Genomic DNA, 25,037 nt, shown 5'->3' with positions numbered 1-25,037 from the left:
CAGGACCAGCGCCCCGCCCGCCATGATCAGCAGGCCGAGAATGATGGCCGCGATCATCCCGCCTTCCTCCATGCCGGCATCCCGTCGAGCGTGCCGTCGCGCTGGATCCGCCCGTGCTCGTGCCACTGCCGGATCGCCTCTTGGGCCGCCTCCGGCGCTTTCGCCAGCCGGTACTGGCCCATCACGGCACCGAGGCCCGCCGCCACGTGCCGGGCGCTGAACCGCACCGGCAGTCCTTCCCGCACCCTGATCTCCTGCTGCACGGACACCAGGCCGCGCAGCCTGTCTACTCGCTGCATACCCACTCCCTCCACATCTGATCGGCGAGCGCCTGCTCGATAGCCCTGGCGCCGACCTCGCCCCATACCTCGATGTCGTTGATCCACTCGGCTGGCGTCATGCGGCGCTCTGCCTCAGCAAGTCATCCTTGTGGCCCGCGCCGTACTGCTGGGCTTCGCCGCCCATCCACTCCACGACGCGATCCACGCTTTCGCCCAGGGCCTTCGCCATCAGCAGGAAGTCGGTCTCGAGGCGGGCTACCGCGTCATCGCCGTCATCAGCCTCGTTCGCCTCGTCAATCAGCGTGTCATCGAAGCGAATTGCCTTGATGGCCAGGTCGTCGTGGAGCACGAAGGTCATACGCCCCTCGAGCACCAGGGCGAGCTTGCTTGCCTGGCGCCCGCTCTCCAGCAGGTGCTGCATGTCATCGCTGTCCAGGTCCACCTGGCGGCCGCGCACGACTCCGTCATCACCTTTTGCCTTGAGCTCGACCTGATCCCCGATCTGCATGTCGGCCGGGCGGCTGCCGGGGTCCGCAAGCCAAGTCGTCATGGCGCGCATCGGAAGGGTCTGCGTAGCAAGCGGCGTGACCTTGAGGCTGCCCAGCGTCTCGCGCATCAGGTCCAGGGCTTCCTCTGCACGTTTGCGGCTCGAGGTGGCCACGCCGATCAGGTTGCGACTCACGTCCCACCACACGTCGAATCGCTGCGTCCGCACGAATGCCCGCGGCAACAGTTCCTCGTAAACCTGCTCCTTGATTGCCTGCTTCTCTTGGCGGCGCAGCTTTCTGCACTCCTCCGCCTCGATCACATCGACTCGCTCCTCGACTTCCTCTCGCACTACTGAGGCCGGTAGGATCCGCTCTTGACGGCACATGCTCATGAGGCAATGACTCTGAAGCTCATGCAGGTGGCGATCACTTCCGCGACCTGCCGGGGGCACCCAGCCAACGCGACGTGCTTCGCTGCCACTGAGGGGGCGCAACGCCTGCTCGCCCAGCGCTTGTTCCAGCCACTCCAGGCTTGAGATATGGGCGCTGTGAACGCGGTAGAGATGGAGATTTTTGAACCACATGATCGTGCTCCCATGAAAAAGCCCCGGCGCGTGCCGAGGCTGGAAAGAAATTGCCGCTTCACGTGCGGCACCCGGCCCGCCCTGCCGCCTACTGCTGTGCAGTGAACTCGCCCGCGCTCAGCACGGGTGGAGCTGAGGAGGCGGCGGCCAGCGGGCTGACTCCGTTTTGAGACACGGTGGCCTGGCCTCGTCCCGGTCATTGGCGCCACCGGGCACGGCGCGTTTATTCATGCCGCCCGCTTGATCCGCAGGCGCATTCGATATGCATTGCTGGCTTGGCGACGGGCCGCGTTGATGCTGGCCTGAAACTGGACCGGCGCGGGCATCTGCTTGACCCGGCTGTTGATGCTGGAGTAGCTGGTCGATATGCCCTGCCGTTGCAGATGGCTGACGACCTGGCGAATGGACATGCACTGGACCTCGATGCAGTCCTGTACTGTCTGGTCGATCTCGGACCAATCTCGCCGACGCCACGCGCCGCGGCGACGGGGATCAGTAAAGCCGCTGCGCTTGGCCAAGCCATGGACCTGGTCTCGCCCAAGGCCCAACTCTGTTGCGATGTCCTGGTAGGTGGCGCCCTCATCGAGACGGCGCTTCACATACTGTTTTTCCGTGGTCTTCCATTGGTGCTGTTCCATACCGCCTCCCACAAAAAAGGCCCTGGTGTGGGGCCTAAGCTGGTTGATTCCGCTCTGCTTGAGCCTTCTCCAACTCCGCGTTGAGGTCTTGCGCGTCACCTTCATGGCTGCGCATCGTGAAGAAGTCGCTGGCTCTTGCCTGGCCACCCTTGAGGCTGTTGTAGATGCTCTGAAAGTCTGCGATGTCCTCTGGCAGACAATCGTCCAAGCTCTTGCCGAGATAGGCGCTCAGGTGGTTCGCCTTGACGCCAAACTTGTTGAACGCCTGAACAGTACGGCGCACTCGGTCGGCGATGGGCTCAGCGTTGTCACCGGCTAGCGTCTTCCTGCATTGGTTGACGGCAGCCTCGACAAGATCAGGCGGGAGGATCGCCAGCAGCCGGGCACGCAAGCGCCGTCCGCCCATGTTGGCCGTGACTTCGTAGATATCCCGCTCGTCAGTCAACGCAACGCCACCGCCTCGCTTGTCGCGGATGTGTCGAACCGTGAATTTCTGGCTGCTGTAGGTGTTTGTCTCAACGTCCCAGGCGTAGGCTTCCATTTCGCTGTTACCGTCCTGACGCGACAGCTCACGGATGCCAAAGTCGATGTTCCCCCAGCACCGGGCAAGCTCCTCTGCCAGGCGGATCGACGGGCCGGACACCTTCTGGCCTCCGCGTGGATAGGCATACTCGCCAACGGCGGCTAGGGATGGGCGACTGCAGCTCTGCATCACCTTCGAATAGGCCAACGCTTCATCCCGTGGAAACTGCTTTGCCAACAGTAGCTTCCCCTGAGCCTCTGTCGTCGCCCGGCTTTGTTCGATGTGCACAGTCCCTGCGTTGACGTGCTGCTGCATCTGTTGTGCAGCAAACGGGTTGACCGTTTCCTGCTGTACCTGATGATTCATGATCGTCTCCTACGCTGCCCAATGCGGCAGGCTCAATGTCTCGATGCCTGGCCAGTTACCGGCCTGCATGCATTCGTGGTACACCTGCAGATCCTGCTGGTAGCCAAAGCGGCCACGATCCTTGGCCTCGGCGTCCAGCGAGAACAGGCGAACCGGGTAGCGGGCACATTCGATGCTTGTACTGATCACCAGAAACAGGAATGCGCGTGGCGCCTCACCAAAGTGGGCTTGATAGCCATCGGAGTAGAAGGCGTCTTGAACGTGGTAGCGGAACTCGTAGGCCGACCGCGAGAACTTGCCCATATCGGCGGTAGTCTTCACGTCCATCAGCCAGCCCATTTCGGGCAGCGCTTTATCTGGCCGGCATCGGCAAAGCTCTCCGGTAATCTCGTCGTTCCAGTAGATGCTGGCCTCGACATCACCTGCGGACTCAACCAACCACCGGGCATGCGGGTGCGCCATAACGCTTTCCCGGATCAGCTCGACCTTCCGGCCCTCGGAATGAGTCAGGACCGTCTTATCGCCCGCTTCCTCTGCGAACTTTGCCCAAGCATCCTTGCCCGCCTTAGTGTTCCTTGGTGCGTCTGGCCCCACTGCATACTCGGCCTCGAAGCGGTGTGGCTCCAAAATCCTGGCATGGCAGGCATCACCAATATTCAGCGCTGTCTTCTTCTCGTCGTCCTCGGGGGCCGTCCGAGACCATTGAAGAAGGGCCGGTGATCGATGCAGCAGATCAAGCTGCGACTTCGATACTCCCGGGCCCTTGTGATAGTCATCGTTCGGCATGCCCTGGTAGTAACCAGGGCCTATGCCTTGTGCTGACATGCTGCTACCCTCTCCTCGATACTGTTGGTATCCGCCCCAGTCAGACCGCCATCGGCTGGGGCTTCTCTATAACTCTGCGTCAACCAAGCGCTCCCCCAGGAGGACGCGAGCCGGTATTACCGATTCTTCGAGTCCAAGCTGGGTCGCTATCTCTTGATTGGTGAACCCCCTCTGGCGAAGCCGAAAAGCCGCCTTTGCTATCTTCCTGCTACGGGCGTTCTGCCGCGCCTTGCCACTGGCCCCCATGCTTCCCTCCTCATGCCGCCCAGGCGTCCCGCTCTCTGCGGTACTCCTCGAGCAGTCGGTCGCTGTCTTCGTCGGTGAGCTTGGCCTCGAGCCATGCCGCCGGATAACCGCGGCGGTCGAGAATGTCGAACTCGAATTCCTCCGGCTCTGGGGGATCGGCGTCACCGAATCCAAATCCAGTGGTGCGCATCGGCACCCCAGGGCTGTAGAGCGTCACCTGGCACCGGCACGGGATACCGGCAACGGTGGTCATAAACGTCATGCCGCCGCCCTCCCCTGTGTGCCTGTGGCGTGCAACCAATCAGCCAGCAGATCGACGACACACCGGTATGCGTTGTCGCCGCCGCTGTGGCCCTCGCTGGTGGCCACTCGTTCCAGGGCGTAGGCCAGATCGCCCAGGCTGCCGGTGTGAACGGCATGCGTGATCGCCGCCTCAATGGCGTCTGTTGCTGGCTGCGAGTCGGGCTGGCCAGCTGCAGTAATCAGCCACTGCGCATCGCTGCGGGCATCTACGTAGCGTTGGTAGCTCATGCTCACCTCCTGCCGCACCAAGCGGCGCCGATGATGGCCAGAGTGATCAGGCCCGCCGCGATGACGAGCCAGCTGTCGTTGGGGGTCATGACTCGCCTCGGGCTTTAGCCAGGGCGTCTGCCATGGTTCGGCGAAGTCCAGCAAGGGCTTCTGCCTCTCCGTAGTGCTCTGTATCCACGTCGCAATCTGCGGGCAACCATAGGTCGACAACCCTCTCGAAAGCGGCCAGCGCCTCATACAGATCCGGCGCGGCGGCTATCAGGTGTGCGTCAGGCTCGCTCTGGCAGGCGTAGTACCCCTCCAGGTTCTCCAGAAACAGGTTCTCGGTTCCGAATTTCCCCTCGAAGGTGACGCAATCGCGCATTCGGTGGTGGACCGTCCACGGCCCTGGAGTTGTGTTTAGTTCGCTCATACCGCCCTCCAAATCTCGATCGGCGGCGTCACGCCCTTGGCCGCCATGGCCTTGCGTCGCTGCCAGCGCTCTTTGCGCAACCACCGCTTGCGGTGCTCGCTCGTAATAATCTTGTCGGCCCAGTGCTCGCCGATGAGAGGCCGCAGTCCGAGGCGGCGTCGTGCTGTGTCTGCGGTCATGCGACCTCCTGGAATAAAAAAGCCCGCCGGTGGCGGGCAAATGCAGGGAACAGATGATGATGCGGCGGCTGGATGCCTCCAGCGGCACGGGGACACTTGGCCTGATCCCGTGTTGCCACCAGCATTTCCGGCTTAGCGAGCCGGCGCTTGCACCGCATCGGGGAGAACCCTCGTCAACGCTCTTGCCTGTGTGTCGGCAGCTCGAAGGGCTCTCTCCGATGGGCAGATACTGTCAGCCTCTGCCGGGGCGCTGGGCCGCACTGCGCAGCGGATCGCGTGGTGCTCCGTTGTCACGCCCTGCGGCGCTTACCGTTCTGCAATCTCGTCCCACTCCCGAGGGCATGCGACATGGACGCGATGGCCTGAGTGCTCTTCCATCATGTCGGCCATGAATTCCCTGCGATCCATGAGCTCGTAGCCTGGCGCGTGATCCTCGATCTCTCCTTGCAGGCGCTCGATGCGCTCTTGAATCTCTTGGGGCGTTGGGTACTTGCCGGCGCCCATGCCGACTGTCATCACGGCCCGCTGCTCCGTGTCGGGGTTCATCAGATGGACCTTCATCTCAAACACGACAGGGCCGTTCATGGTGATCTCGCTGCTCATAGCTTCCTCCCGTTGTCATCCGTCAGCCCTCTCGGCGAGAAGGCTGGTGGATAACCCTTTAGGGTTGCGGCTCGCCCTCTGTTGGGGCCTCGCCTCGCCAGCTCCGACTTCGCTGGGTCTCCGGGTCGGCTACATCCGGTAGCTCGGGTGGTGGGCTGCTGCCCTGTCCACGCTTCAAACAATACTCAGGCGTATTGATTCCGTCAATGATTTTGCGCATTGAAAAACACATGATTTTGCCTCTCACGGGGTAAGATATTGATACGTTTAGGAATTGTGGATCAAAAAAAATCCGCCAGGACGGCGGATTCTTATGGTGCGGCGCGTTCGCTTAGTGGGTCGTGAACCGGAGCTTCATCTTTGCCTCGACCACCACCCCAACGATCTCGCAGTTCCCGTTGATCGGGATGACCGGGTAGGACGGATTCAGCGGCTTGAGGTAGCGCATGCCGCCGTCGATCACGAGTTTCTTGAAGGTCGCCTCGTCGCCACCAGCGAGCTGAGCGACGACCAGGCTTCCATTGTTGGCCTCAACCTCGGGGTCAACCAGGATCATCATGCCCTGTGGAATGCTGACACCAGTCGGCGCCGTCATCGAATCCCCTTGCACCTCCAGCCAGAAGGCGCGCCCCTTAGCCTTGTAGTCGGTTTCTTCAAAGGACTGCTCGCAGCCCGGATCGTACGGTGTGATAGCTTCGCTCCAGTGACCAGCCGCCACCCACGACACTACAGGGTAGTGGTACGACTCGCCAACGGGTGACGGCGCACCGACGTTGCTGCCCCCGCGAGCCTCGTCACCCTTCCCGTTCCTGAGCCACGTCGCGTCGACACCAAGCGCGAAGGCCAGCTTCTCGATATTGCCCTGCCTGGGGTCCTTGCTCTGGCCGGACATGATCCGGTGGATGGTTGGCTGCTTCACTTTGGAGCGACGCGACAGCTCGCCCTCGGACCAGCCGAGCTCGTTCAACTTGCGCCTCAGCCTTTCGCCCAAGGTCTCCATGCGCGATTCCTCGCAATACGAATTCGAATTGAAAATTGTATTGCGCGAATCAATACCCGTGCGTATTATTGAATCATGATTTCGGGTATTGGAGCTGACGATGCAACTTAAAGACATGGTGGAAGCTCTCCTCGAATCCGGTCACAGCCAGGCATCCATTGCCCAGGCCTGCGGGACAAACCAGCCGACGATCTGGCGCGCTGCGCAAGGCGTCGACATCCGCTACAGCACCGGACGAGAGATTGAGCGCCTTTACCGCCGGGTTAGCCGCTCCAAGCGAGCCGCCTAACCACACCGACAGATTAACCAGCCACGCCCGCGAGCGGCACGGTATCGATCAGGAGAATTTCCCCATGGATAAACAACCAGTACGCGACATGGACGCTTTCATCGATCCGGTGCACGACGCGGCGTTCAACAACTGCATCAAGGCCCTTGCCGTAAACGTCGGCATGTCTGCCAAGAGCCTTTATCGCCGCCTGGACGACAACGACGCGATGCCGCTGCGATTCGTGGACTTCGTGTCGATCTTCTGGAGCGTCGACGACGAGTCGCGCAAGGAAATGATCCAGCCGTTTATGGATGACATGGGGATGGTCGCTGTGAAGCGCACCGAGGCAGGCGTGGGCCGTGGTGACGTGCTGGGCTCGGTGCTGGACAGCCAAACAGAATCCGGTCGCCTGGCCGGCCTGATCCACCAAGTGATCGCCGACGGCGAGGTGGACGAAGACGAAGCAGCAAGCCTGGATGCGCAGTTCCGCGCTATCGAGGCAGCGACAGCCAAGTTGAAAGCCGACCTGGCGTCGATGAAGAAACCTGCCCTGCGCTCAGTCGGGCAGTAAATGCAAAGAAGCCCGGCGTGCTGGGGAGCAAGGGCCGGGCTTCATCACAAACAGTAGGTGAATCATGACAGATACCGCTCAGATATTCCAGTTCCCAAGCGCGCCCGAGGCGCCCAGGGAAAAGCGAGGCCCGCAGGTGGAAGACGGATACACCCGCATTGCCAACGAGCTTTTCGAGGCAGTGACCAACTCTCACACCTGCCCGATCACCCTGCGCCAGATGCGCATCGTCCTGTCCGTGATCCGCAAGACCTATGGGTTCAACAAGAAGACTGACCGGATCAGCGACGGCCAGTTGGCTGCAGCTACCGGCATCAGTCGGCAGAACGTGAACGCCGCAAAGCGAGAGCTGCTGGCGATGAACGTGCTGTTCACTGACGGTCAGAAACTAGGCGTCAACAAGGCATACGCGGAGTGGGACTTCACCGCTCGGCCCGAGAAAGACAACCTGAAACAAACTAGAGACACTGTCTCTAAAGCAGAGACAAAAAATGTCTCTAAAGCAGGGTCACACAAAAGACAGAAAGACATAACTACTGCTGACGCAGTAGTTAATGCGCAATCGGTGCGCGACGCCTTCGACGTTTTCTACAACGCTGGACTGCCGAAGAAGGACCGCAAGCGTGCCGAGCGGAAGTTCTCCGCCCTGGTCAAACGCGACAAGCGTACCCCGGGTGAGCTGGCCGACTTCCTGGCCAACGACATCCGCAAGCGCCTCGCATCTGAGCAGCAAGGCTTCGAGCTTCTGCATCCGACCACGTACCTGAACAACGAGCGCTGGCTGGATGACTACGAGCCTGCCTCACCGGTTGTAGCCCCCGGCTCAGACATTCCCGCCTGCCCGCATGCGGACATCCTGGCCGAGTGGGACCGTCACCTGGCCGCCAAGAAGGGCCGAGCTCCGGCTCCTGTCGACTGGGAAGGCACTCGCATGGCCGGAAAGCTGGAAGCGCTCTGGGCCAAGTGCTGGAACGCGAAGAACCCATCCGGCGCCGTGCGCTATGACAGCGTCGAGTCTGGTGTCCAGTGGTGGTCCTCGGTGTTCAAGCACCTCGCTGGCAGCCGCAACTTCCTGCAGTCCGACGTCACCCTGAGCAACCTGTTCAACCCGGACACGTTCAGCCTCGCCGTCAACGGCAGCCTCCGCGAGCAAGGGGGTGCTGTCCGATGAACACTGAGGTCATCCAGTACGAAAACCAGATCATCGGCGCCGTGACCCTGGACTCCAGCCTGATGATCAAGGTCGGTGAACAGCTCCACGCCGAAGACTTCGCCGGGGCCGATCAGCAGATCGCCTGGGGATCCCTCCAGAAGCTGTGGCGTGAAGGCAAGCCCACCGACGTGGTGACGCTGTCAGAAGCCAGCGGCCTGGCCATCGACCTGCTGGCCGAGTGGGTGCGCGGTACCTACAGCCACGACGCCAACTCGGTGGCCACCTGGGTCAACATCGTTCGCCAGAAAGCGCGGATCCACCGTCTGACGACCGGCCTGGCCGATGTGCTCAGCAGCGCTCAGGAGAAAGGCGCCGACGCCGACGCCCTGCTGGGCCAGGCCCGCGACATGCTGATGGGCATCGAGAGCGACGCTGTCCAGACGAAGCGCTCTACCAACGAGATCCTGAAAGACCGCCTCGCTGCACTCGACCGCCGCATGAACGGAGAGGAAAGCCACATCGGGCTGACTACCGGGCTGCGAGACCTAGACGACAAGATCTATGGCTTCAAGCCATCCGAGCTGATCCTGCTGGCTGCACGCCCTGCGATGGGTAAATCCGCCCTGGCCCTCCAGATCGCCCAGCAGGCGGCCTGTGACCATGGCAAGAACGTCGCCGTCTTCAACCTGGAGATGGACGAGGACGAGATGTTCGACCGCTTCATGGTCCAGCGCGGCGAGTTCCCGGCGGACTGGTTCGCCAACCCTCAAGGACGACAGGACGACATCCACCGCATCGGCAAAGCCGTCACGTCGCTCAAGACCGCGTCGCTGACCGTCTTCGACAACATCTTCGACATCGAAGGGATCGTCGCCAAGTGCCGTTCGCTTCATCAGCAGCGCCCGCTTGATCTGGTGGTGGTCGACTACCTGCAGTTGATCAGCTCCCGCAACGCTGGCCGCTTCGGCAACCGCACCCAAGAGGTCGGCGAGTACAGCCGCGCCCTCAAGATGCTGGCCATGTCCCTGGGCTGCCCGGTGCTCGCCCTGTCCCAGCTCAACCGCGACGTGGAGAAGCGTCCCGACAAGCGCCCGCTGATGGCCGATCTGCGCGAATCAGGATCCCTGGAGCAGGACGCCAACAAGATCCTGATGCTCTACCGCGACGAGATCTACAACGAGCACAGCGACCAGAAAGGCGTCGCCGAGGTCATCGTCCGCAAGCACCGCGGCGGCCCGACGGGGACCGTGTTCACCAAAGCCAATCTGCGCATGTACGCCTTCGGCGATCTTGCGTTCAGCGACCGTCAGCAAGTCCAGGCACAGGAGGCGACCAATGACCCGTTCGCTTGAATCCACATGGTGCGCCTTCGACGGCTACATCATGCGCTCGCTGGCTGAGTCGCGCGTCGCCGGCATGCTCTCATGCCTCGGTATCTCCTACCTGTATGAGCACATGCCCTACAACTTCCATGGATACCTGCCCGACTTCTATCTCCCCGCCCTGGATGCCTTCATCGAGGTAAAAGGCGCCGAACCGACGCGGGGTGAGATCGAAAAGTGTGAGCGCTTGCACGAAGAGACAGGCTGCCCGGTTCTGTTGGTGCATGGCCGACCCGACAAATTCATGCATCACGACCACTTGGACGGATATGCCCGTATCGAAGTGTCGTGGCAGCCGCGCCTGCTGGTTGCCGGGCGCTGGGGGTCCATCTCGCTGAACCTGATCTGCCGCGCGATCTACCACCTGGGAGGGCGCATCGCTGGCGAGCTCTTTGTCAGTGCCGTTGCCAACTCTGGCGCGACTAGCACGCAGCCGATCGGTCCATATGCCGTCAAGTTTCTGCATGAGCTGAGCGACAAGATGGGCCGCCGCTGCCGCGCCATCTATGACCACAACGCACCAGTCAATGCCGCCAAGATTTCTGCTCTACCACGCGAGCCATCGCTGGCAGAGAGGGAGTGCATGGCGTTTATCAACAAGCAGAGCGCCAGGAGGGCCGCCGCATGAACGCCGCCATCAAGTGCAACTACCGATCAACCATGACCGACTGCCCAGCGCACGCCGTGCACATGGCTGTGAACCGTGCCGAGATCAGCGGGAGGCGTTACGGCGTTTTCTCTTGCGGAGAGGGCAAGTTTCGTGTCCGCCGCGTCAAGGGACGCCCTCAAAGCGCCCTGGAGATCATCACGCCCTCCTGGAGCTACGACAAAGCGTACCGCGAGGAGGTGGCATGAGCAGCAAAGAGCTGACCTACCAGATCGCCACCCTGCGGGACCTGGGCGGCGTCATCCATATGGCGGCCCGAATGGCTGGCCGGGGCCTGGAAGCAGGCCCTGTCGAGCTGGTGCTTCGCCGGCCCAAGAACCAGCGCAGCCTCGACCAGAACCGCCGCCTATGGGCCGTGCTAGCCGACGTCAGCCGGCAGGTTGAGTGGTATGGCCGGTACCTCTCCAAGGAGGCCTGGAAAGACATTTTTAGCGCTGCCCTGGAGCGTCAGGACGTGGTGCCGGGCCTGGAAGGCGGCTTCGTCATGATCGGCGGCCGCACCTCGAAGATGACCAAGCAGCGTTTCGCTGACCTGCTCACCCTGATCGACGCCTTCGGGGCCGAGCACGGTGTCCAGTGGAGCGATCCAGCCCTGCGTGTGTTCGACGAGTACCGGGAGGCCGCATGAAAGACGAGATTTTCCTTTACAGCCTTGTTGTGTGGCTGTGGGTTGTAGCGACGTTTGTATGGGCATTCCCGCTCTACTCGGCATGGCAGGCGGGTGTCCATGGTCCTGTGCTGCTCACCGCATTTGTCATTTTCGCAATAGCCACGCCAATCCTGGTGTGGTGCATCTTCAAGATTTTGCAGATTAAGCGAGGCGGTCAATGAACCCGACATTCGCCCTACTCGCCTTCGCCATCGTGTCCTGCCTCGGCGCCTGTGCCGCCTTGGCTTGGGCGCAGCGCGAGGAGAAGCGCCGGGCCTGCGAGGAGATGCGCAGCTTTCTGGAGCAGATCGACAGGAGGGATTCATGAAGCGCTCAGCCCTCCAGCGGAAGACACCACTCCGCAACCGGGCGCCGATGGCCCGTAAGCCGATGCAGAAGCGCCGCAAGACAGCACAGAAGGCGTCGAGCGACACCCGGTGGCGCAGTGAGCGGTACCTGGCGTTCGTCCGGTCCCTGCCCTGCTGCGCGTGCGGCGGCCCTGCCACGGACGCGCATCACGTCATCGGGCTGCACTGGGGCCTGTCTGGCATGGGCACCACAGCGCCGGACAGCTTCGCCATGCCCGTCTGCCGGGAGTGCCATCAGTCGATCCACGCCAGCCCCGAGATGCAGGCCCGACAGCCAGGGTGGCTGACCGACACCATCAACCGCGGCCTCGACCACTTCACTGACGAGCCCATCGTCGGCGCCCTGGCCGACGCCCTCGAGTTCATCGCTGCCAAGGAGGATGCCCATGGCTGACATCGTTAAAAAACTGGTCCAACGAGGCATCTCAATAGCCAGCCAAGTGGACCTGGCATGGATTGTAGGCACCACGTCGCACTGCATCTGGGAGACAGGAAAAGATAGCCCCTACGGCTACATACGGCGTATCGCCACAGGGAGTCGCGCGCGGGCAATCGTAAACCACGACCGCGTTCTCAATATCGAAGAGACCATGCGCCGGAGGGATGCCAAGTGACTGACCACATCGACAACGCCCTGCTCCGTCATGAGGAGACGCTCGTCAGCGTCAGGGATCTGGCCCGGCCAATCCGCATGGGTGATGAGGAGCCGCGCAACAAGTACCACCGCGAGATCAAGCCTGGCGTGTGGGTTGATGTCTACGACGTCCTCGCCGCCTGGGCCGTCGACAATCCAGCGCTGCAACACCTGATCAAGAAGGCATTGCAGCCCGGCGAGCGGGGCCACAAGACCCGCGAGCAGGATCTGGCCGACATCGTGGCGAGCGCCAAGCGCGCCCAGGAGCTGGAGCAATGAGCGATCTAGCCCTGGGCCGCATGAAGGCCGGAAGGATGAACCAGACAGAGGCGGCCTATGCCGCCCTGCTCGAGCAGCAGCGCGTCGCCGGAGAGATCGCCTGGTACCGCTTCGAAGGGCTCAAGCTGCGCCTCGCAGACAACACCTTCTACTCACCCGACTTCGCGGTAATGCGAGCTGATGGGCTGATGGAGTGTCACGAGGTCAAGGGCTTCTGGCGGGACGATGCCCGGGCAAAGATCAAGATCGCCGCCGACCTCTACCCCTTCCGGTTCATCGCGGTCATGAAGCGCCGCAAGAAGGATGGTGGCGGCTGGTCCGAGGAGGTGTTCGAGTGAGCGACAAGCAATCCGAGCGTCCACCAGACCGGCGCTACCACAACGACCCGAGGCGCCGGTCGTGAAGTGGTCACGGAAAAGCGCCTACTCAATCCAGAGCGGCGAATTCGTGATCTGCAAGACGACTCACAGCGGCGTCGACCGCTACACCCTCTGGCGAGGGTTTCAAGGCATCAGCGAACACAGCACGGCGAACGAAGCCAAGGCACGAGCAAAACGGGAGAGCGCGGCATGATTACGACTGATCCGAAACTGGCATGGGCCATGGCACTCGACACCGGTGTTCGCTCTCAGATGGGCCCCATCCTCGAGGAGCTGGAAAGCGGTGGCGGCGTGCAGTTCACCAAGAAAGGCGGCACCGGCGCTGCCCACGGCATTGAGTACGGGCCGGTCTACGCCCGCATCTGCCGTCTGGAGCGTGAGCAGCCCACCCTGGCTGCAATCGGGCATGTGCTGTGCCATCCCTCGACCGAGCAGGCGAACGCCTATCTGGATGACGCTGTAGAAGCCGTCGAGGGCAAGGTGATCGCCAGCATTCCGAACTGGGGCGATGGTCGAGCCTGGCGCCCCGCGAAGAAAGAGCGCGTGCACTACCTGATCCACGTCGCCCTACTGGAGCGGCAGCGCAATCTGTCGAACGAGCAGCCGGCATGGGGCCCTGAGCGCATCGGCGCCACGATGGCCGAGTGGTACGGCGTGGCGATCACCACCCGGGACTGGGCGCGCGACTGGCTGCCTGTCTGGGCTGCCATTCAGGCGGCAATCAACCACTGGGAGGGTGAAGCCATGGAACCAATCAGCGAGACAATTGGCGATCTGGTGCGAAATATCAGGAAGGCTGCATAAAGTGCTTGCTTTCTTGCGCCCGCTCAGATAGCTTATCTGTAAGCTGGACGGCGTACGCCCAAACAGCTACCACATCTCAAAGCCTCGCCCTTACCGGCGGGGCTTTTTCGTTCCTGCGCCCTGGCCTCTCGCCGGGGCGTAGTTCGTTATGCCGCCCTGCGAGCCTTCCCTCGCCCTGGTCGGGCGGCACCCTTTCCTGAATGACGCCGCCACCGGTGTCTTTGCCCGTTCGTGCGGGCTGTTTTATTCGAGGTGCATGATGATGGCGCTCCAGACGCAGACGCTGTTCATCAGCGCCGGCCACTCGATGTCCGATCCTGGCGCAACCGGTAACGGCCTGACCGAGGCTGACGTGGTGCTCGACTTCCGCGACCGGCTCTGTGACTACCTCGCCGACAAGCTGGTATTTGGCCGAGATGGCCAGCCGGGCCAGAACCTGCCGCTACGTCAGGCCTGCGAGATGGCGAAGCGTCACGACGTTGCTGTCGAGTTCCACTGCAACGCCTTCTCCAAGCCCACCGCCACCGGCGTCGAAACACTGTCGGATGCGAGCGGTAAACGGCTAGGCGCCCTCCTCTGCCACTCAATGGCGAGCGTCATGGGCATCGCCAACCGCGGCGCGAAAGGCGAAGACTCTGGTCAGCACAGCCGGCTGGCATTCGTCCGTGCCGGCGGGATCATCGTCGAGCTGTTCTTCATCACGAACCCGAATGACCTGGCTGCATACCGAGACAACCTCGATGCCCTGGTGGCCGAGGTCGGTCAAGTGCTGATCGCCGAGGTGTGCGAGCCCGAGTATTCCGACGCTGCCTAAGAGCGGCGCGGACACAACACTTGAATACGCAGACCGCGAAAGCGGAAAACACACCAGCCCGAGAGCTCCTATGGCTGAACAAGACGATCCTCTCGAAAGGCTGGAGCGCCGCGTCTGCACTGACCCCCAGTTTTCAGAACAAGACGTCGCCCTGATCCACGAGGTACTGAGAGCCTATCGCGGCTGGAAGTCCCTCGGTTGGGCCGCCAAATGGGTGACGATGATCCTGGCCAGTCTTGCGGGCGCTCTGATGGCATGGAAGACCGTAGCCGAGGAGATACGCAAATGGCTGACCGGATAGCACGCTGGGCCCTTAGCTGGCCCGCCTTTTTCCTGGCCCTGGGCTGGCTTGGGCTGTTCTCGCAGACAGACACCGCTGCACGACTCCATGGGTCAGCGCTCCCGGTGGTCACCGAGATGCAGATCGAGAGCCTGACCGAGACGGAATACCTGGGCCGCCCTGCCACGATCGTCAGCGGTTCGGCCGTGAAGAATCGGGAGTGCAGCTTCCGAGGCGTCGAATGGGCGCTCGAGGGTCAGGCCGGCATGGACGTGAAGGTCGACGCCTTCTTCAAGGATGCTCCGATGATCCGCGGCGAAGGCGTACAGCACTGGCAGGCGCTGATCGTCGGCGTTCCCCCTGATCAACTACCCGACACCCGGGGCGTCGTCCGGCATGAATGCGGGCGCTTCCCCGCCATCACGTCGCTCTACAGCGGCGAGTGAGGCAAGCATGAACTGGAGATCAGCCGTTGAAGAAGTCGCCAAGTACGCACCGGCTGTCGCTACTGCACTTGGCGGTCCTGCTGTGGGTGGTGCTGCAACTGGCGCCGCCCTTATGGTCACTTCTGCGCTGGGTATCGAGAACGATCCTGCTGCACTGGTGGCAGCGACTCAGGACCCTGCCAAGCGTGCTGAACTGGTCCGCCTCAACAACGAGCATCGACAGGCACTGGAGGCAATGCGCCTTGAGGCTGAGAAAGCCGCTGCCGCCGAGCAGACGGCTCGACTGACCGAGACACAACGGACCATGCGCGCCGAGCTGGAGCACGAGGGCATCTATAAGAGCGGTTGGCGCCCTGCCCTGGGCTGGGTGTTCGCCTTCTCCCTGGGAACCCTGTCCGCCGTGATGGCCTACACCATCGCGATCGACCCCACGGTCGTGGGTGATCCTGAGTTCACCGGCATGCTGATCTGGCTGTTCGTGACCATGGGCGCCGCCCTGGGCATCAATGTCCGTCAGCGCACGGTAGACAAAGCGCTCGAACGTGGGCAGCAGCCCCGCACATTCATGGACGCGATCAAGACGAGGTGAGAGATGTCCCGCGCAATACGTCGCCATCATTCCGAGCGGATGAAGGCCAAGTATCGCAGGAAGGAACGGTCCCACCCTTATTGGCGCAGCGACGAGCCTGCCGCCGCCGGCAAGTACGCAAACCATGGGTGCACTTGCTCGTGCTGGATGTGTGGCAATCCGCGGCGGCATCTCGGTGAGCTGACAATGCAGGAGCGTCGAGCGCTTGATCTGAAGGACGCCCAGCGAGGCATCTACGACGGCGACACAGACTCTCCATGCACATGGCACTGCACTGATGATGATCCAGAAGCGCCGTGCGAGGCGATCTGAACACCCACAGCCGCAGGAAGGTGATCCCCTGGCTACCAAGGCCCGGCGTCGATAGACGATTCACCCGGTGACCGCCCTTCGGAGAAAGCTCCCAAGGGCCCTATTCGATGAGGTCAGCATGGCATGTTCAGGCTGTGCAGCTCGACGTGAGCGCATCAAGAAGTGGAGGGCCATCGCCCATGAGCGAGCCAAGCGACTCTTTGCTCCGCGAGATGCTGCTGGAGCAGAGGCGGACCAACGAACTACTGGCCCTGCTGATCCAAGCCCTGGCCGACGAGGCTGACCTCGACGATCCCCCTACCACCTACCTGGATGGCACGCCTGCGAGGTGACCATGAAGGAACGCCCCTGGCGCCGCCTGTACAACACTAAGGCGTGGTATCGACTGCGCGCGGCACAGCTGCGTGATGAGCCGCTGTGTCGTATGTGTCAGCAGATGGGGAGAGTCACTGCCGCCGGCATCGCCGACCACATCATCCCGCATAAGGGTGACGAGGCGCTGTTCTTTGACCCTAGCAACCTCCAGAGCCTGTGCAAGCACTGCCACGACAGTGCAAAGCAGAGCCAGGAGAAGACGGGGCGATTACCGGGATGCGGAGAGGACGGATGGCCGCTCGACCCTGGTCACCACTGGATGAAGTGAGGAAGCAGATGGACAAGTCAAAAGTAGCCGCAGCCTTCAACCGCTGGATGGATGAGTACATGAACGACCCTGATGCCTTTGAGGACACCACAGCGACTGTGCTGCGTCACCAGAAGGAGAAGAAGGATGGGTCCGAGCCTACCTATGGCGACGACTGTGCAGCCCTTCTGGAGCACTACATGAGCGATTAAGGCGGGAGGGGGTGGGTCGAAAGTTCCCAGCCAGGCACAGAAGACCGCCGCCGAAGTTTTCTTTCATCGCTAACCCAGTTTTTCTCATATTTAGGCTTGACATCATGACGAAAAGTAATCGCCGCAAGCGTAGCGACAGCGCGGCTGCCGCTCAGTCGGCGGTTGCGTCAGCGGCGGCTGGAATCATCGAGCCGCCGAAGCATGTTCACCTGCCGACGGCGGCCCGGCCGTTCTGGGACGCCATCATGCAGACCCGCGCAGCCGACTCTTGGACGCCTGGCGATCTGGTGCTGGCTGCCCATCTGGCCAGGGTAAACGCCGACATCGAGCACTACACCAAGGTGGCCGAGGAGGAGACGCGACTGATGGCCGACCAGGCCGGCGTGTCGAAGATCCACCCGGTGCACAAGATTCTGACCGACCTTTCCGCGCAGGCGCTGTCCCTGTCCCGCTCCCTGCAAATCCATGCCCGGGCGACCCAAGGCGAATCACGGGACCAGCAGAAGCGCAACGGACTGCACGCCGAGGCGCAACGAACCATGAGCGCTGCCGACGACCTGATTGCGCGCCCAATGCACTGAGGTGCCCATGACCCGTGGCGAGAAGGTGATCAGCTTCATCGAGACCTTCTGCAAGGTTCCCGAAGGCAAGCTGATAGGCCAGCCGATTAACCTGGCCGACTTCCAGAAGCGCTTCATCCTCGATGTTTACGACAACCCAGTCGGCACCACAGACGGTTACCTGAGCATCGCCCGCAAGAACGGCAAGACGGGCCTGATTGCCGGCATCCTGCTGGCCCACCTGGTCGGCCCCGAGGCCAAGCAGAACAGCCAGATCGTGTCGGGCGCTATGAGCCGCGAGCAGGCGGGCATCGTGTTCAACCTGGCCTGCAAGATGGTCCAGCTTGAACCCCGGCTGACTGAGATCGCCCACATCGTGCCGAGCGGCAAGAAGCTGATCGGCCTGCCCTGCAACGTCGAGTACAAGGCGCTGGCCGCCGAAGGCAAGACCACCCACGGCCTTTCTCCGATCCTCGCAATCCTCGATGAGGTCGGCCAGGTGCGCGGCCCGCAGGATGATTTCATCGACGCGATAACGACCGCCCAGGGCGCCCACGACGCACCGCTCCTGCTGGCAATCAGCACGCAGGCAGCCACCGACGCTGACCTCCTCTCTGTGTGGCTGGATGACGCCGAGCGCTCTGGCGATCCCCATATCGTCAGTCACGTCTATGCGGCGCCCAAGGATGCCGAGCTGGACGACGAGGCAGCCTGGAAGGCAGCCAACCCGGCGCTTGATCTGTTCCGCTCCAGAGCGGACATGGAGAAGCAGGCCACCCGCGCCAAACGGATGCCGTCAGCCGAGAACACTTTCCGAAACCTGAACCTGAACCAGCGCGTGTCGACGGTCTCGCCGTTCGTGTCGCCCGACGCCTGGAAAGCGTGCGGTGGTGACCCTGAGCGCCTCGAAGGCCTTGTCGCCTATTCCGGACTGGACCTGTCAGCCCGAACTGACTTAACCGCTTGCGTGATCGTGGGCCGGGACGCCGACGGCGTGGCTCACGTATGGCCCTATTTCTGGACACCGGAGAAAGGGCTGCACGAGCGGGCCAAGACCGACCGAGTGCCCTACGACGCCTGGGTGCGAGATGGATGGCTGCGGACCACGCCGGGCGCCACGGTTGACTACTCCTTCGTGGCCGCCGAGATGGCCGAGATCATGGCCGACCTCGACGTCGAGCTGGTGGCCTTCGACCGGTGGCGCATCGACGTCTTCAAGAAGGACGCCGAGCATCTCGGCATGGAGTTTCCCCTATCTCCCTTCGGCCAGGGCTTCAAGGACATGAGCCCTGCCCTGGACATCCTCGAGGCCGATCTACTCAACGGGCGCATCCGGCACGGTAACCACCCAGTGCTGACGATGTGCGCCGCCAACGCGGTGGTCACGAAAGACGCCGCGGGAAACCGCAAGCTCGACAAACACAAGGCGACCGGCCGCATCGACGGCATGGTGGCCTTGGCCATGGCCCTGGGCTGCGCGGGCGCTGGCGAGGTGGCTGAGGACTACGACGACTTTATCGACAACATGATCATGGTAGGTGTCTGATGGCGCGAAAAGATAAACCGGGTCGCGTCAAGTCGGCCCTGCTGGACTGGCTTGGCGTACCGATCCACTTGACCTCGGGTGAGTTCTGGAAGGAATGGAATGGTCGCTCATCGAGCGGTAAGGACGTCACTGTCAACGCCACACTTCAGCTCTCTGCCGCTTGGGCCTGCGTCCGACTACTGTCCGAAACCATCTCTACCCTGCCCCTCAAGCTGTACGAACGGCAGTCTGACGGCTCCAGGGTCGCCGCAACCAGCCACCCGATGCACTCACTGATCACCCGGGCACCTAACCGCGAGATGACGCCGTCCCGGTACATGCTGATGATCGTTGCCAGCCTATGCCTCTGGGGCAACGCATTCGTGGAAAAACGGAAGGTTGGCTCGCGGGTGGTTGCACTGGAGCCCCTGCTCCCTCAACGGATGACAGTGAAGCGCGGCGACAATGGCGCCCTGCAGTACAAGTACCTTGATCCGGTGACTGGGAAGGATCGCGAGATTGCCGAGAAGGACGTGATGCACATCCGAGGCTTCGGTCTTGATGGAATCTGCGGCATGCAGCCGGTGAGCGCTGGGCGCGATGTCTTCGGAGGCGCCATGTCCGCAGACGAGGCGGCGAACAAGGTGTTCGCCCAGGGCATGCAGGCCTCCGGCATCTTGAGTGGCGACAGCCCTCTCAAGCAAGAGCAGCGTGATCGCCTGCAGAAGCACCTTGAGCGATTCATGGGGTCCACCAATGCCGGCAAGGTGATGGTCACCGAGGCCGGCATGAAGTACCAGGCCATCACCATGAATCCCGAGGCCGCGCAGATGCTGGAGACTCGGAACTTCAGCGTTGAGGAAATTTGCCGCTGGTTCCGCGTGCCGCCGTTCATGGTCGGCCACATGGACAAGCAGTCGTCTTGGGCCTCCAGTGTCGAGGGCATGAACCTGCAGTTCCTGACCAATACTCTGCGCCCGATTCTCGAGAACATCGAACAAGAGATCGACCGGTGCCTTTTGGGAAATACCGATCGCTACTACGTGGAGTTCAGCGTTGAGGGGCTGCTGCGAGCTGACAGCACTGGCCGTGCGAACTACTACAACACCCTCCTGCAGAACGGGGTGATGTCGAGGAACGAGGTCCGCCGGCTCGAGAACCTCCCGCAGGTAGAAGGCGGCGATACCCTCACCGTCCAATCCAACATGATGGCGCTCGATCAGGTCGGCCAGGATGGCGGCGATGGCGAGAATGCCCGCACCGCGCTGCGCAACTGGCTCAACCAAGAAGCCCCCTCCTAACCTTCGGAGCTAACCATGACCATCAAGCAACTTCCGGCAGCGCCGGAGGCTCGCCCATGCGCGGGCGTTCAGTGTGATCTGCTGCCGAAGGCGCTGGAAGCCTGGAACCCGGGCCTGCACGCCGCTGAGCAGGAAGCCGAGAACACCATCAGCATCTACGACCCAATCGGCGCGGACTTCTTCGGCGACGGTGTTACCGCCAAGCGAATTGCCGGCGCTCTGCGGAATATTGGTCCGGGCAAGGATGTAACAGTCAACATCAACTCCCCCGGCGGCGACGTCTTCGAGGGCCTGGCCATCTACAACCTCCTGCGTGACCACCGCGGGAAGGTCACCGTCAACGTGATGGGATTGGCTGCCTCGGCCGCCTCGTTCATCGCAATGGCTGCCGATGAGATCCGTATCGGCCGGGCCGCATTCTTCATGGTCCACAACGCCTGGGTCATGGCGATGGGCAACCGCAACGAACTGCGAGAGGTGGCCGACTGGCTGGAGCCATTCGATCACACCCTGGCCGACATCTACGCCGCTCGCACAGGCCTGCCGATCGACGACATCAAGGACCAGCTCGACGCCGAGACATGGATCGGCGGCGCCGAAGCCGTCGAGATGGGGTGGGCGGATGACTACCTGCCTTCCGATATGGTCGAGGCCGACGATCCCAGCAATCAACTCGACTCCCGCCTGGCCGCCCGAGAGATGGATGTGGTCATGGCAAAAGCGGGCGTGCCGCGCAGCAAGCGACGCTCGCTAATGCAAGCACTCAAGTCCGGTACGCCAAGCGCTGCCGACTCCGGTACGCCTAGCGCTGCCGATCACGAGGCCGGAATGGCCGAAGCCTACGCCGACTTCCAGAAGATGGTCGCGCAACTCACTACAGTCACCGGAGAAAACCATGACTGACAAGACAAACGCCCAGCTGCTCGCCGACGCCACCAAGCAACTCGAGAAGGTACAGGACGAGCTGAATCAAAAATCCGAGCGCGCTCTGACCGAGGCGTCCCGTAGCGGCCAGCTCTCTGCCGAAACCAAAGAGGCTGTTGACCGCCTCATGACCACCCAGAATGGTCTCCAGGAGTCGGTCAACACCCTCAAGGCCAGCCTGGGCGAGCTTGAGCAGGAGTACGCCCGCATGCCGCTGGATCGGGCCATGGGTGCCGCCAAGAGCGCCGGCAGCATGGTGGCCGAGTCTGACGCCCTCAAGGCATTTGCTGCCGACGTGCAGTCTGGCCGCCGCGTCAGCGTTCCAGTCAACGTCCTGACCTCGCCCGACGTTGGTGGCGACATCATTGCCCCTGATCGCCAGCCAGGCATCGATGTCGCCCCCAAGCAGCGCCTGTTCATTCGAGACCTGATCGCCTCCGGCCGTACCGCGTCGAACACCATCTACTGGGTACAGCAGACCGGCTTCACCAACAACGCGGCGCCGGTGGCGGAAAACACCACCAAGCCGTACAGCGATATCGAGTTCGCTGAGAAGATCACCCCGGTGCGCACCCTGGCTCACCTGTTCAAGGCGTCCAAGCAGATCCTTGATGACATGCCGCAACTGCAGTCCATGGTGGACGCCGAACTGCGCTATGGCCTCAAGTACGTCGAGGAGCAGCAGATCCTGTTCGGCGACGGCACCGGCCAGAACCTGGAAGGCATCGTGCCGCAGGCATCCGCCTACTCCGCCGCCTTCGCAGTTGACCAGCAGAACGGCATCGACGACCTGCGTCTGGCGATGCTCCAGGCCCAACTCGCACGATTCCCTGCCAGCGGCCACGTCCTGCACTTCATCGACTGGGCCAAGATCGAGCTGACCAAGGACAGCATGGGCCGTTACATCCTGGCCAACCCCGCCGGCCTGACCGGCCCGACGCTCTGGGGCCTGCCGGTTGTCGCCACCGAAGCAGCTGCATTCCAGGGCAAGTTCCTGACTGGTGCCTTCAACGCCGGCGCGCAAATCTTCGATCGCGAAGATGCCAACGTGGTGGTGTCCACCGAGAACGCCGACGACTTCGAGAAGAACATGATCTCGATTCGTTGCGAGGAGCGCCTGGCGCTGGCCGTTAAGCGTCCCGAGGCGTTCATCTACGGCGACTTTACCGTTCCCGCCCCGGCCGGCTCGTAAGCAGACCACATAAGGGGGCCCCGGCCCCCTTCTCCACCAGGAGATCCACATGAAGTTGATCACCAACTACCCCATCGCTTTCAAGGGCGGCGTGGTGCTGGCCGGCGGCTCGATGGAGACGACTGAGCCCCATGGCCGCGAATTGATTCGCAAGGGCTACGCCCGCCAGCACGAAGAAGCGCCGGAGAAAAAGCGGGCCACGAAACGAAGCGGCTCCACTGACTGACAGGAGGCCCTAACATGCTGGACCTCCCTACCATCAAGTTGCACTGCCGACTTGACCCTGATTACACCGAGGAGGACGACCTCCTCGAGGTCTACTCACAGGCTGCATCACGGTTCATTGAAAACCAGACCGACCGAACCCTATATGCGTCCAGTGATTCTGTGCCTGACGAGGACGACTGTCCGCTGGTGATGGACGGCAGCGTGCGAACTGCGATGTTGCTGTTGATCGGCCATTGGTACGAGAACCGTGAGGCGGTTGTTGTTGGGACCATCACGTCCGAGGTGCCAATGGCCGTCGAGGCCTTGATTCAGCCCTACAGGATCTATGGCGTATGAGAATCGGCAAGCTGCGGCACCGGGTGACTATCGAGCGCCCGGGGCTCACCCAAGACCCTGCAACAGGCGAGATGATCCCTGGATGGCAAAAGGTCAAGACAGTCTGGGCCTCCGTCGAACCGTTAAGCGCCAGAGAGTTCATTGCTGCCGGCGCCGACCAGGCAGAACTGTCGGCCAAGATCATCATTCGCCACCGCGACGACATCGCCCCGGACATGCGCATTGTTCACCGCGGCAAGGTGTACAACATCCAGGGCGTTCTACCCGATCCGGAAAGCGGCAGGCACTACTTGACCATCCCGGTTTCTGAGGGCGTCAACGATGGCTGATCTGTCGTTCAACCTCTCTGGCGTCGATGAGGCGTTGGCGAAGATGAAGCAGGTGGAGACCCTGCCGAAGAAAAAGGCGACGCGGTTTGCCCTGCGCAAGGCGGCGAACCTGGTTCGTGATCGCGCCAAGGATGGAGCGCTTCGGATTGACGATCCACAGACCGCTAACAGAATCGCCGACAACGTGGTGGTCCGGTTCGATAGCCAGCACTTCCGACAGCACGGCGATCTGAAAATGAGTGTCGGTGTCCGCGGCGGGTCCACGTCGAAGAAGTCGAATGCCAGCAACCCCGGCGGTGACACCTACTATTGGAGATTTAAGGAGTTCGGCACCGAGAAGATGCGCGCCGATCCCTTCATGCGACCAGCGCTGCAGGAATCAATCGAGCCGGCAACGGATGAGTTCCTACGCCAGTTCGACAAGGCCCTGGTCAGGGCAATCAAGCGGGCCAGCCGCTAATACGGAGTCAATAATCATGATCACCCCAGGCGCATCAGGGCCAGCCGTCGGCCATTACCAAATCACGCCGAGCGACACCGAAGCCCTTCATCCACTCCCTCGGGCGCTGTTCGCGCTGACCGATGGCCAGGTGGCGATCAAGGCTGCGATTGGTGATACGGCAATCACGTACCCCGTAGCGGCCGGCCAGGTCTACCCTATCCGCGCAGCCTATGTGCTGGAGACCGGAACCACCGCAACACTCGCGGCGTGGTGGTGACCATGATCGGCCTTGGATTCCGCATGGCGCCGACAGGTGCCCCGGCCCAGGCACCGGATCTCATTGGTGACGCAGTCTCGGCAGCGTTTGGATCGGGCCAGCTTGGCGCCCTCTACGTCATCCAGCCTGACTACCAGGGGATCACGATTCTCTGGCAGGACGAGGCCGGCACGATCCCCGCAGCGGCTGATGGCGACCCGGTTGGCCGTATCGATGATCTATCGGGTGGCGGCAACCACGCCACCACGCCTGTGCCAGGCACGCTTCGAGGATCGGCCGGAAATTGGCGCCTCGAGTTCGATGGTGTCGACGACTACTACGACCTGCCGTTGAGCCTTGCGCAGAACTCACCGAGCCTGTACCTGGCCTTCGCCGGGGCGTACCGAGAGCTGGCCGGCGCCGATAAATCGATGATCTGGTTCTCGACCGGCACATCAAGCACTGGCACCCGGGCCAGACTGAACACCAGAGCCACGACCTACTTGCAAGCAGCGGGCCGCAGGCTGGATGAGGGCCCCTTCGACACGGGTGTGCAGGCAGAAGTCATTGCAGCCGACGAGCCGTTCACCGCATCAGCATTGCTTGACTACGCGAACGCATCGGCCTGGCTGCGCAAGAACGGTGCCGAGCAAGCGAGCGGATCATTCTCCACCGCCGGCGCAAGCTCGGACACGCCGTCCCTCGAGGCCTACCTCGGCTGGCAGGCTGGCGAGTACACGACCATGGATGCTCGGGCCTTCGCCATCGTCACCGGCGGCACTGACGGGATCGCTGAAATCGAAGCCCTGCTGTCGAGCCGGATTTAGAGGTGCCC

43 protein-coding genes are annotated in these 25,037 nt (G+C 62.2%); 32 read left to right on the top strand and 11 right to left on the bottom strand.

The features are described 5' to 3' along the window. Positions 1-53 precede the first annotated feature (53 nt). The 11 genes from KUW00_RS18190 to KUW00_RS18140 form a co-directional block, all read right to left on the bottom strand. Positions 54-299 carry a hypothetical protein gene (locus KUW00_RS18190; protein ID WP_222569801.1) on the bottom strand — a complete coding sequence of 82 codons (246 nt, stop codon included), beginning with the start codon at positions 297-299 and terminating at the stop codon, positions 54-56. A 97-nt stretch (positions 300-396) separates the two neighbouring features. Further along, positions 397-1,353 (bottom strand): recombination-associated protein RdgC, encoded by a 957-nt coding sequence (locus KUW00_RS18185; RefSeq protein WP_222569800.1) that lies wholly within the window; start codon positions 1,351-1,353, stop codon positions 397-399. Between the two features lie 227 nt (positions 1,354-1,580). Continuing rightward, positions 1,581-1,991, bottom strand: coding sequence for a hypothetical protein (locus KUW00_RS18180; protein WP_222569799.1), 411 nt, complete (start codon positions 1,989-1,991; stop codon positions 1,581-1,583). 34 nt (positions 1,992-2,025) lie between these two features. Continuing rightward, positions 2,026-2,880, bottom strand: a complete 855-nt coding sequence (locus KUW00_RS18175) for a hypothetical protein (protein WP_222569798.1) — start codon at positions 2,878-2,880, stop codon at positions 2,026-2,028. A 9-nt stretch (positions 2,881-2,889) separates the two neighbouring features. Next, on the bottom strand, positions 2,890-3,705 hold the full coding sequence (locus KUW00_RS18170; protein WP_222569797.1) for a PD-(D/E)XK nuclease-like domain-containing protein: 816 nt from the start codon (positions 3,703-3,705) through the stop codon (positions 2,890-2,892). Between the two features lie 256 nt (positions 3,706-3,961). After that, positions 3,962-4,213, bottom strand: coding sequence for a hypothetical protein (locus tag KUW00_RS18165; protein ID WP_222569796.1), 252 nt, complete (start codon positions 4,211-4,213; stop codon positions 3,962-3,964). Beyond that, positions 4,210-4,482, bottom strand: coding sequence for a hypothetical protein (locus KUW00_RS18160; RefSeq protein ID WP_222569795.1), 273 nt, complete (start codon positions 4,480-4,482; stop codon positions 4,210-4,212). The genes KUW00_RS18165 and KUW00_RS18160 overlap by 4 nt, the downstream gene beginning before the upstream one ends. Positions 4,483-4,567: 85 nt before the next feature. Further along, entirely contained in the window at positions 4,568-4,894 is a 327-nt protein-coding gene (locus KUW00_RS18155; RefSeq protein ID WP_222569794.1) for a hypothetical protein, read from the bottom strand. Further along, on the bottom strand, positions 4,891-5,073 hold the full coding sequence (locus tag KUW00_RS18150) for a hypothetical protein (protein WP_222561318.1): 183 nt from the start codon (positions 5,071-5,073) through the stop codon (positions 4,891-4,893). The genes KUW00_RS18155 and KUW00_RS18150 overlap by 4 nt, the downstream gene beginning before the upstream one ends. Before the next feature lie 306 nt (positions 5,074-5,379). Continuing rightward, on the bottom strand, positions 5,380-5,676 hold the full coding sequence (locus KUW00_RS18145) for a hypothetical protein (protein ID WP_222569793.1): 297 nt from the start codon (positions 5,674-5,676) through the stop codon (positions 5,380-5,382). A 331-nt stretch (positions 5,677-6,007) separates the two neighbouring features. Beyond that, complete coding sequence (locus tag KUW00_RS18140; protein ID WP_222569792.1) at positions 6,008-6,676, bottom strand: LexA family protein; 669 nt, start codon at positions 6,674-6,676, stop codon at positions 6,008-6,010. A 100-nt stretch (positions 6,677-6,776) separates the two neighbouring features. Between KUW00_RS18140 and KUW00_RS18135 the strand changes: the two genes are divergently transcribed. The 32 genes from KUW00_RS18135 to KUW00_RS17980 all read left to right on the top strand — a co-directional run bounded on the left by KUW00_RS18135 (position 6,777) and on the right by KUW00_RS17980 (position 25,029). Further along, entirely contained in the window at positions 6,777-6,965 is a 189-nt protein-coding gene (locus KUW00_RS18135; protein WP_222569791.1) for a hypothetical protein, read from the top strand. A gap of 64 nt (positions 6,966-7,029) precedes the next feature. After that, positions 7,030-7,518 carry a phage regulatory CII family protein gene (locus KUW00_RS18130; RefSeq protein ID WP_222569790.1) on the top strand — a complete coding sequence of 163 codons (489 nt, stop codon included), beginning with the start codon at positions 7,030-7,032 and terminating at the stop codon, positions 7,516-7,518. A gap of 64 nt (positions 7,519-7,582) precedes the next feature. Continuing rightward, on the top strand, positions 7,583-8,689 hold the full coding sequence (locus tag KUW00_RS18125) for a replication protein (protein WP_222569789.1): 1,107 nt from the start codon (positions 7,583-7,585) through the stop codon (positions 8,687-8,689). Continuing rightward, on the top strand, positions 8,686-10,023 hold the full coding sequence (locus KUW00_RS18120) for a replicative DNA helicase (protein ID WP_222569788.1): 1,338 nt from the start codon (positions 8,686-8,688) through the stop codon (positions 10,021-10,023). Before KUW00_RS18125 ends, KUW00_RS18120 begins: the two co-directional genes overlap by 4 nt. Then, on the top strand, positions 10,007-10,681 hold the full coding sequence (locus KUW00_RS18115; protein WP_222569787.1) for a hypothetical protein: 675 nt from the start codon (positions 10,007-10,009) through the stop codon (positions 10,679-10,681). The genes KUW00_RS18120 and KUW00_RS18115 overlap by 17 nt, the downstream gene beginning before the upstream one ends. Continuing rightward, positions 10,678-10,908 (top strand): hypothetical protein, encoded by a 231-nt coding sequence (locus KUW00_RS18110; protein WP_222569786.1) that lies wholly within the window; start codon positions 10,678-10,680, stop codon positions 10,906-10,908. The genes KUW00_RS18115 and KUW00_RS18110 overlap by 4 nt, the downstream gene beginning before the upstream one ends. Beyond that, positions 10,905-11,348, top strand: coding sequence for a recombination protein NinB (locus tag KUW00_RS18105; RefSeq protein ID WP_261392256.1), 444 nt, complete (start codon positions 10,905-10,907; stop codon positions 11,346-11,348). The genes KUW00_RS18110 and KUW00_RS18105 overlap by 4 nt, the downstream gene beginning before the upstream one ends. Next, entirely contained in the window at positions 11,345-11,551 is a 207-nt protein-coding gene (locus KUW00_RS18100) for a hypothetical protein (protein ID WP_222569785.1), read from the top strand. Before KUW00_RS18105 ends, KUW00_RS18100 begins: the two co-directional genes overlap by 4 nt. Then, on the top strand, positions 11,548-11,697 hold the full coding sequence (locus tag KUW00_RS18095) for a hypothetical protein (protein ID WP_222569784.1): 150 nt from the start codon (positions 11,548-11,550) through the stop codon (positions 11,695-11,697). Before KUW00_RS18100 ends, KUW00_RS18095 begins: the two co-directional genes overlap by 4 nt. After that, a complete protein-coding gene (locus KUW00_RS18090; protein ID WP_222569783.1) occupies positions 11,694-12,131 on the top strand; it encodes a DUF968 domain-containing protein in 438 nt (145 codons plus the stop codon). Before KUW00_RS18095 ends, KUW00_RS18090 begins: the two co-directional genes overlap by 4 nt. Next, positions 12,124-12,351 (top strand): hypothetical protein, encoded by a 228-nt coding sequence (locus KUW00_RS18085; RefSeq protein WP_222569782.1) that lies wholly within the window; start codon positions 12,124-12,126, stop codon positions 12,349-12,351. Before KUW00_RS18090 ends, KUW00_RS18085 begins: the two co-directional genes overlap by 8 nt. Then, entirely contained in the window at positions 12,348-12,650 is a 303-nt protein-coding gene (locus KUW00_RS18080) for a hypothetical protein (RefSeq protein WP_222569781.1), read from the top strand. Before KUW00_RS18085 ends, KUW00_RS18080 begins: the two co-directional genes overlap by 4 nt. Further along, complete coding sequence (locus KUW00_RS18075; RefSeq protein WP_108133142.1) at positions 12,647-12,988, top strand: DUF1064 domain-containing protein; 342 nt, start codon at positions 12,647-12,649, stop codon at positions 12,986-12,988. The genes KUW00_RS18080 and KUW00_RS18075 overlap by 4 nt, the downstream gene beginning before the upstream one ends. A gap of 231 nt (positions 12,989-13,219) precedes the next feature. After that, entirely contained in the window at positions 13,220-13,834 is a 615-nt protein-coding gene (locus KUW00_RS18070) for a hypothetical protein (protein ID WP_222569780.1), read from the top strand. Positions 13,835-14,096: 262 nt separating this feature from the next. Then, complete coding sequence (locus KUW00_RS18065) at positions 14,097-14,648, top strand: N-acetylmuramoyl-L-alanine amidase (protein ID WP_222569779.1); 552 nt, start codon at positions 14,097-14,099, stop codon at positions 14,646-14,648. Positions 14,649-14,718: 70 nt separating this feature from the next. Next, on the top strand, positions 14,719-14,949 hold the full coding sequence (locus KUW00_RS18060; protein ID WP_045995096.1) for a hypothetical protein: 231 nt from the start codon (positions 14,719-14,721) through the stop codon (positions 14,947-14,949). Then, the gene (locus tag KUW00_RS18055; protein ID WP_222569778.1) at positions 14,934-15,374 is read left to right on the top strand and encodes a hypothetical protein; all 441 of its coding nucleotides are present in this window, start codon (positions 14,934-14,936) and stop codon (positions 15,372-15,374) included. Before KUW00_RS18060 ends, KUW00_RS18055 begins: the two co-directional genes overlap by 16 nt. 112 nt (positions 15,375-15,486) lie before the next feature. Further along, complete coding sequence (locus KUW00_RS18050) at positions 15,487-15,963, top strand: 3TM-type holin (protein WP_222569777.1); 477 nt, start codon at positions 15,487-15,489, stop codon at positions 15,961-15,963. Between the two features lie 491 nt (positions 15,964-16,454). After that, positions 16,455-16,607, top strand: coding sequence for a hypothetical protein (locus tag KUW00_RS18045; protein ID WP_222569776.1), 153 nt, complete (start codon positions 16,455-16,457; stop codon positions 16,605-16,607). Between the two features lie 2 nt (positions 16,608-16,609). Then, on the top strand, positions 16,610-16,918 hold the full coding sequence (locus tag KUW00_RS18040) for an HNH endonuclease (RefSeq protein WP_222569775.1): 309 nt from the start codon (positions 16,610-16,612) through the stop codon (positions 16,916-16,918). Positions 16,919-16,926: 8 nt separating this feature from the next. Further along, positions 16,927-17,109, top strand: a complete 183-nt coding sequence (locus tag KUW00_RS18035; RefSeq protein WP_222569774.1) for a hypothetical protein — start codon at positions 16,927-16,929, stop codon at positions 17,107-17,109. Between the two features lie 104 nt (positions 17,110-17,213). After that, entirely contained in the window at positions 17,214-17,690 is a 477-nt protein-coding gene (locus KUW00_RS18030) for a hypothetical protein (protein ID WP_222569773.1), read from the top strand. A 7-nt stretch (positions 17,691-17,697) separates the two neighbouring features. After that, positions 17,698-19,215, top strand: coding sequence for a terminase large subunit (locus KUW00_RS18025; RefSeq protein WP_222569772.1), 1,518 nt, complete (start codon positions 17,698-17,700; stop codon positions 19,213-19,215). Further along, positions 19,215-20,495, top strand: coding sequence for a phage portal protein (locus KUW00_RS18020; RefSeq protein ID WP_222569771.1), 1,281 nt, complete (start codon positions 19,215-19,217; stop codon positions 20,493-20,495). The genes KUW00_RS18025 and KUW00_RS18020 overlap by 1 nt, the downstream gene beginning before the upstream one ends. Positions 20,496-20,510: 15 nt before the next feature. Further along, a complete protein-coding gene (locus tag KUW00_RS18015; protein ID WP_222569770.1) occupies positions 20,511-21,398 on the top strand; it encodes a head maturation protease, ClpP-related in 888 nt (295 codons plus the stop codon). Continuing rightward, positions 21,391-22,611, top strand: a complete 1,221-nt coding sequence (locus tag KUW00_RS18010; RefSeq protein ID WP_222569769.1) for a phage major capsid protein — start codon at positions 21,391-21,393, stop codon at positions 22,609-22,611. The genes KUW00_RS18015 and KUW00_RS18010 overlap by 8 nt, the downstream gene beginning before the upstream one ends. Before the next feature lie 49 nt (positions 22,612-22,660). After that, on the top strand, positions 22,661-22,837 hold the full coding sequence (locus tag KUW00_RS18005) for a hypothetical protein (RefSeq protein WP_222569768.1): 177 nt from the start codon (positions 22,661-22,663) through the stop codon (positions 22,835-22,837). A 14-nt stretch (positions 22,838-22,851) separates the two neighbouring features. Continuing rightward, positions 22,852-23,175 (top strand): head-tail connector protein, encoded by a 324-nt coding sequence (locus tag KUW00_RS18000; protein ID WP_222569767.1) that lies wholly within the window; start codon positions 22,852-22,854, stop codon positions 23,173-23,175. Next, positions 23,172-23,504 (top strand): phage head closure protein, encoded by a 333-nt coding sequence (locus KUW00_RS17995; RefSeq protein ID WP_222569766.1) that lies wholly within the window; start codon positions 23,172-23,174, stop codon positions 23,502-23,504. The genes KUW00_RS18000 and KUW00_RS17995 overlap by 4 nt, the downstream gene beginning before the upstream one ends. Further along, positions 23,497-23,964, top strand: a complete 468-nt coding sequence (locus KUW00_RS17990) for an HK97-gp10 family putative phage morphogenesis protein (protein WP_222569765.1) — start codon at positions 23,497-23,499, stop codon at positions 23,962-23,964. Before KUW00_RS17995 ends, KUW00_RS17990 begins: the two co-directional genes overlap by 8 nt. A gap of 16 nt (positions 23,965-23,980) precedes the next feature. Then, positions 23,981-24,223, top strand: coding sequence for a hypothetical protein (locus KUW00_RS17985; RefSeq protein WP_222569764.1), 243 nt, complete (start codon positions 23,981-23,983; stop codon positions 24,221-24,223). Between the two features lie 2 nt (positions 24,224-24,225). Next, positions 24,226-25,029 (top strand): hypothetical protein, encoded by an 804-nt coding sequence (locus KUW00_RS17980; RefSeq protein ID WP_222569763.1) that lies wholly within the window; start codon positions 24,226-24,228, stop codon positions 25,027-25,029. Positions 25,030-25,037 lie beyond the last annotated feature (8 nt).

The organism is Halomonas sp. DP5N14-9, assembly GCF_019802175.1.
In the GTDB taxonomy this organism is placed as follows: Bacteria; Pseudomonadota; Gammaproteobacteria; order Pseudomonadales; family Halomonadaceae; genus Halomonas; species Halomonas litopenaei.
This window is presented reverse-complemented; position numbering and strand designations above follow the sequence as displayed.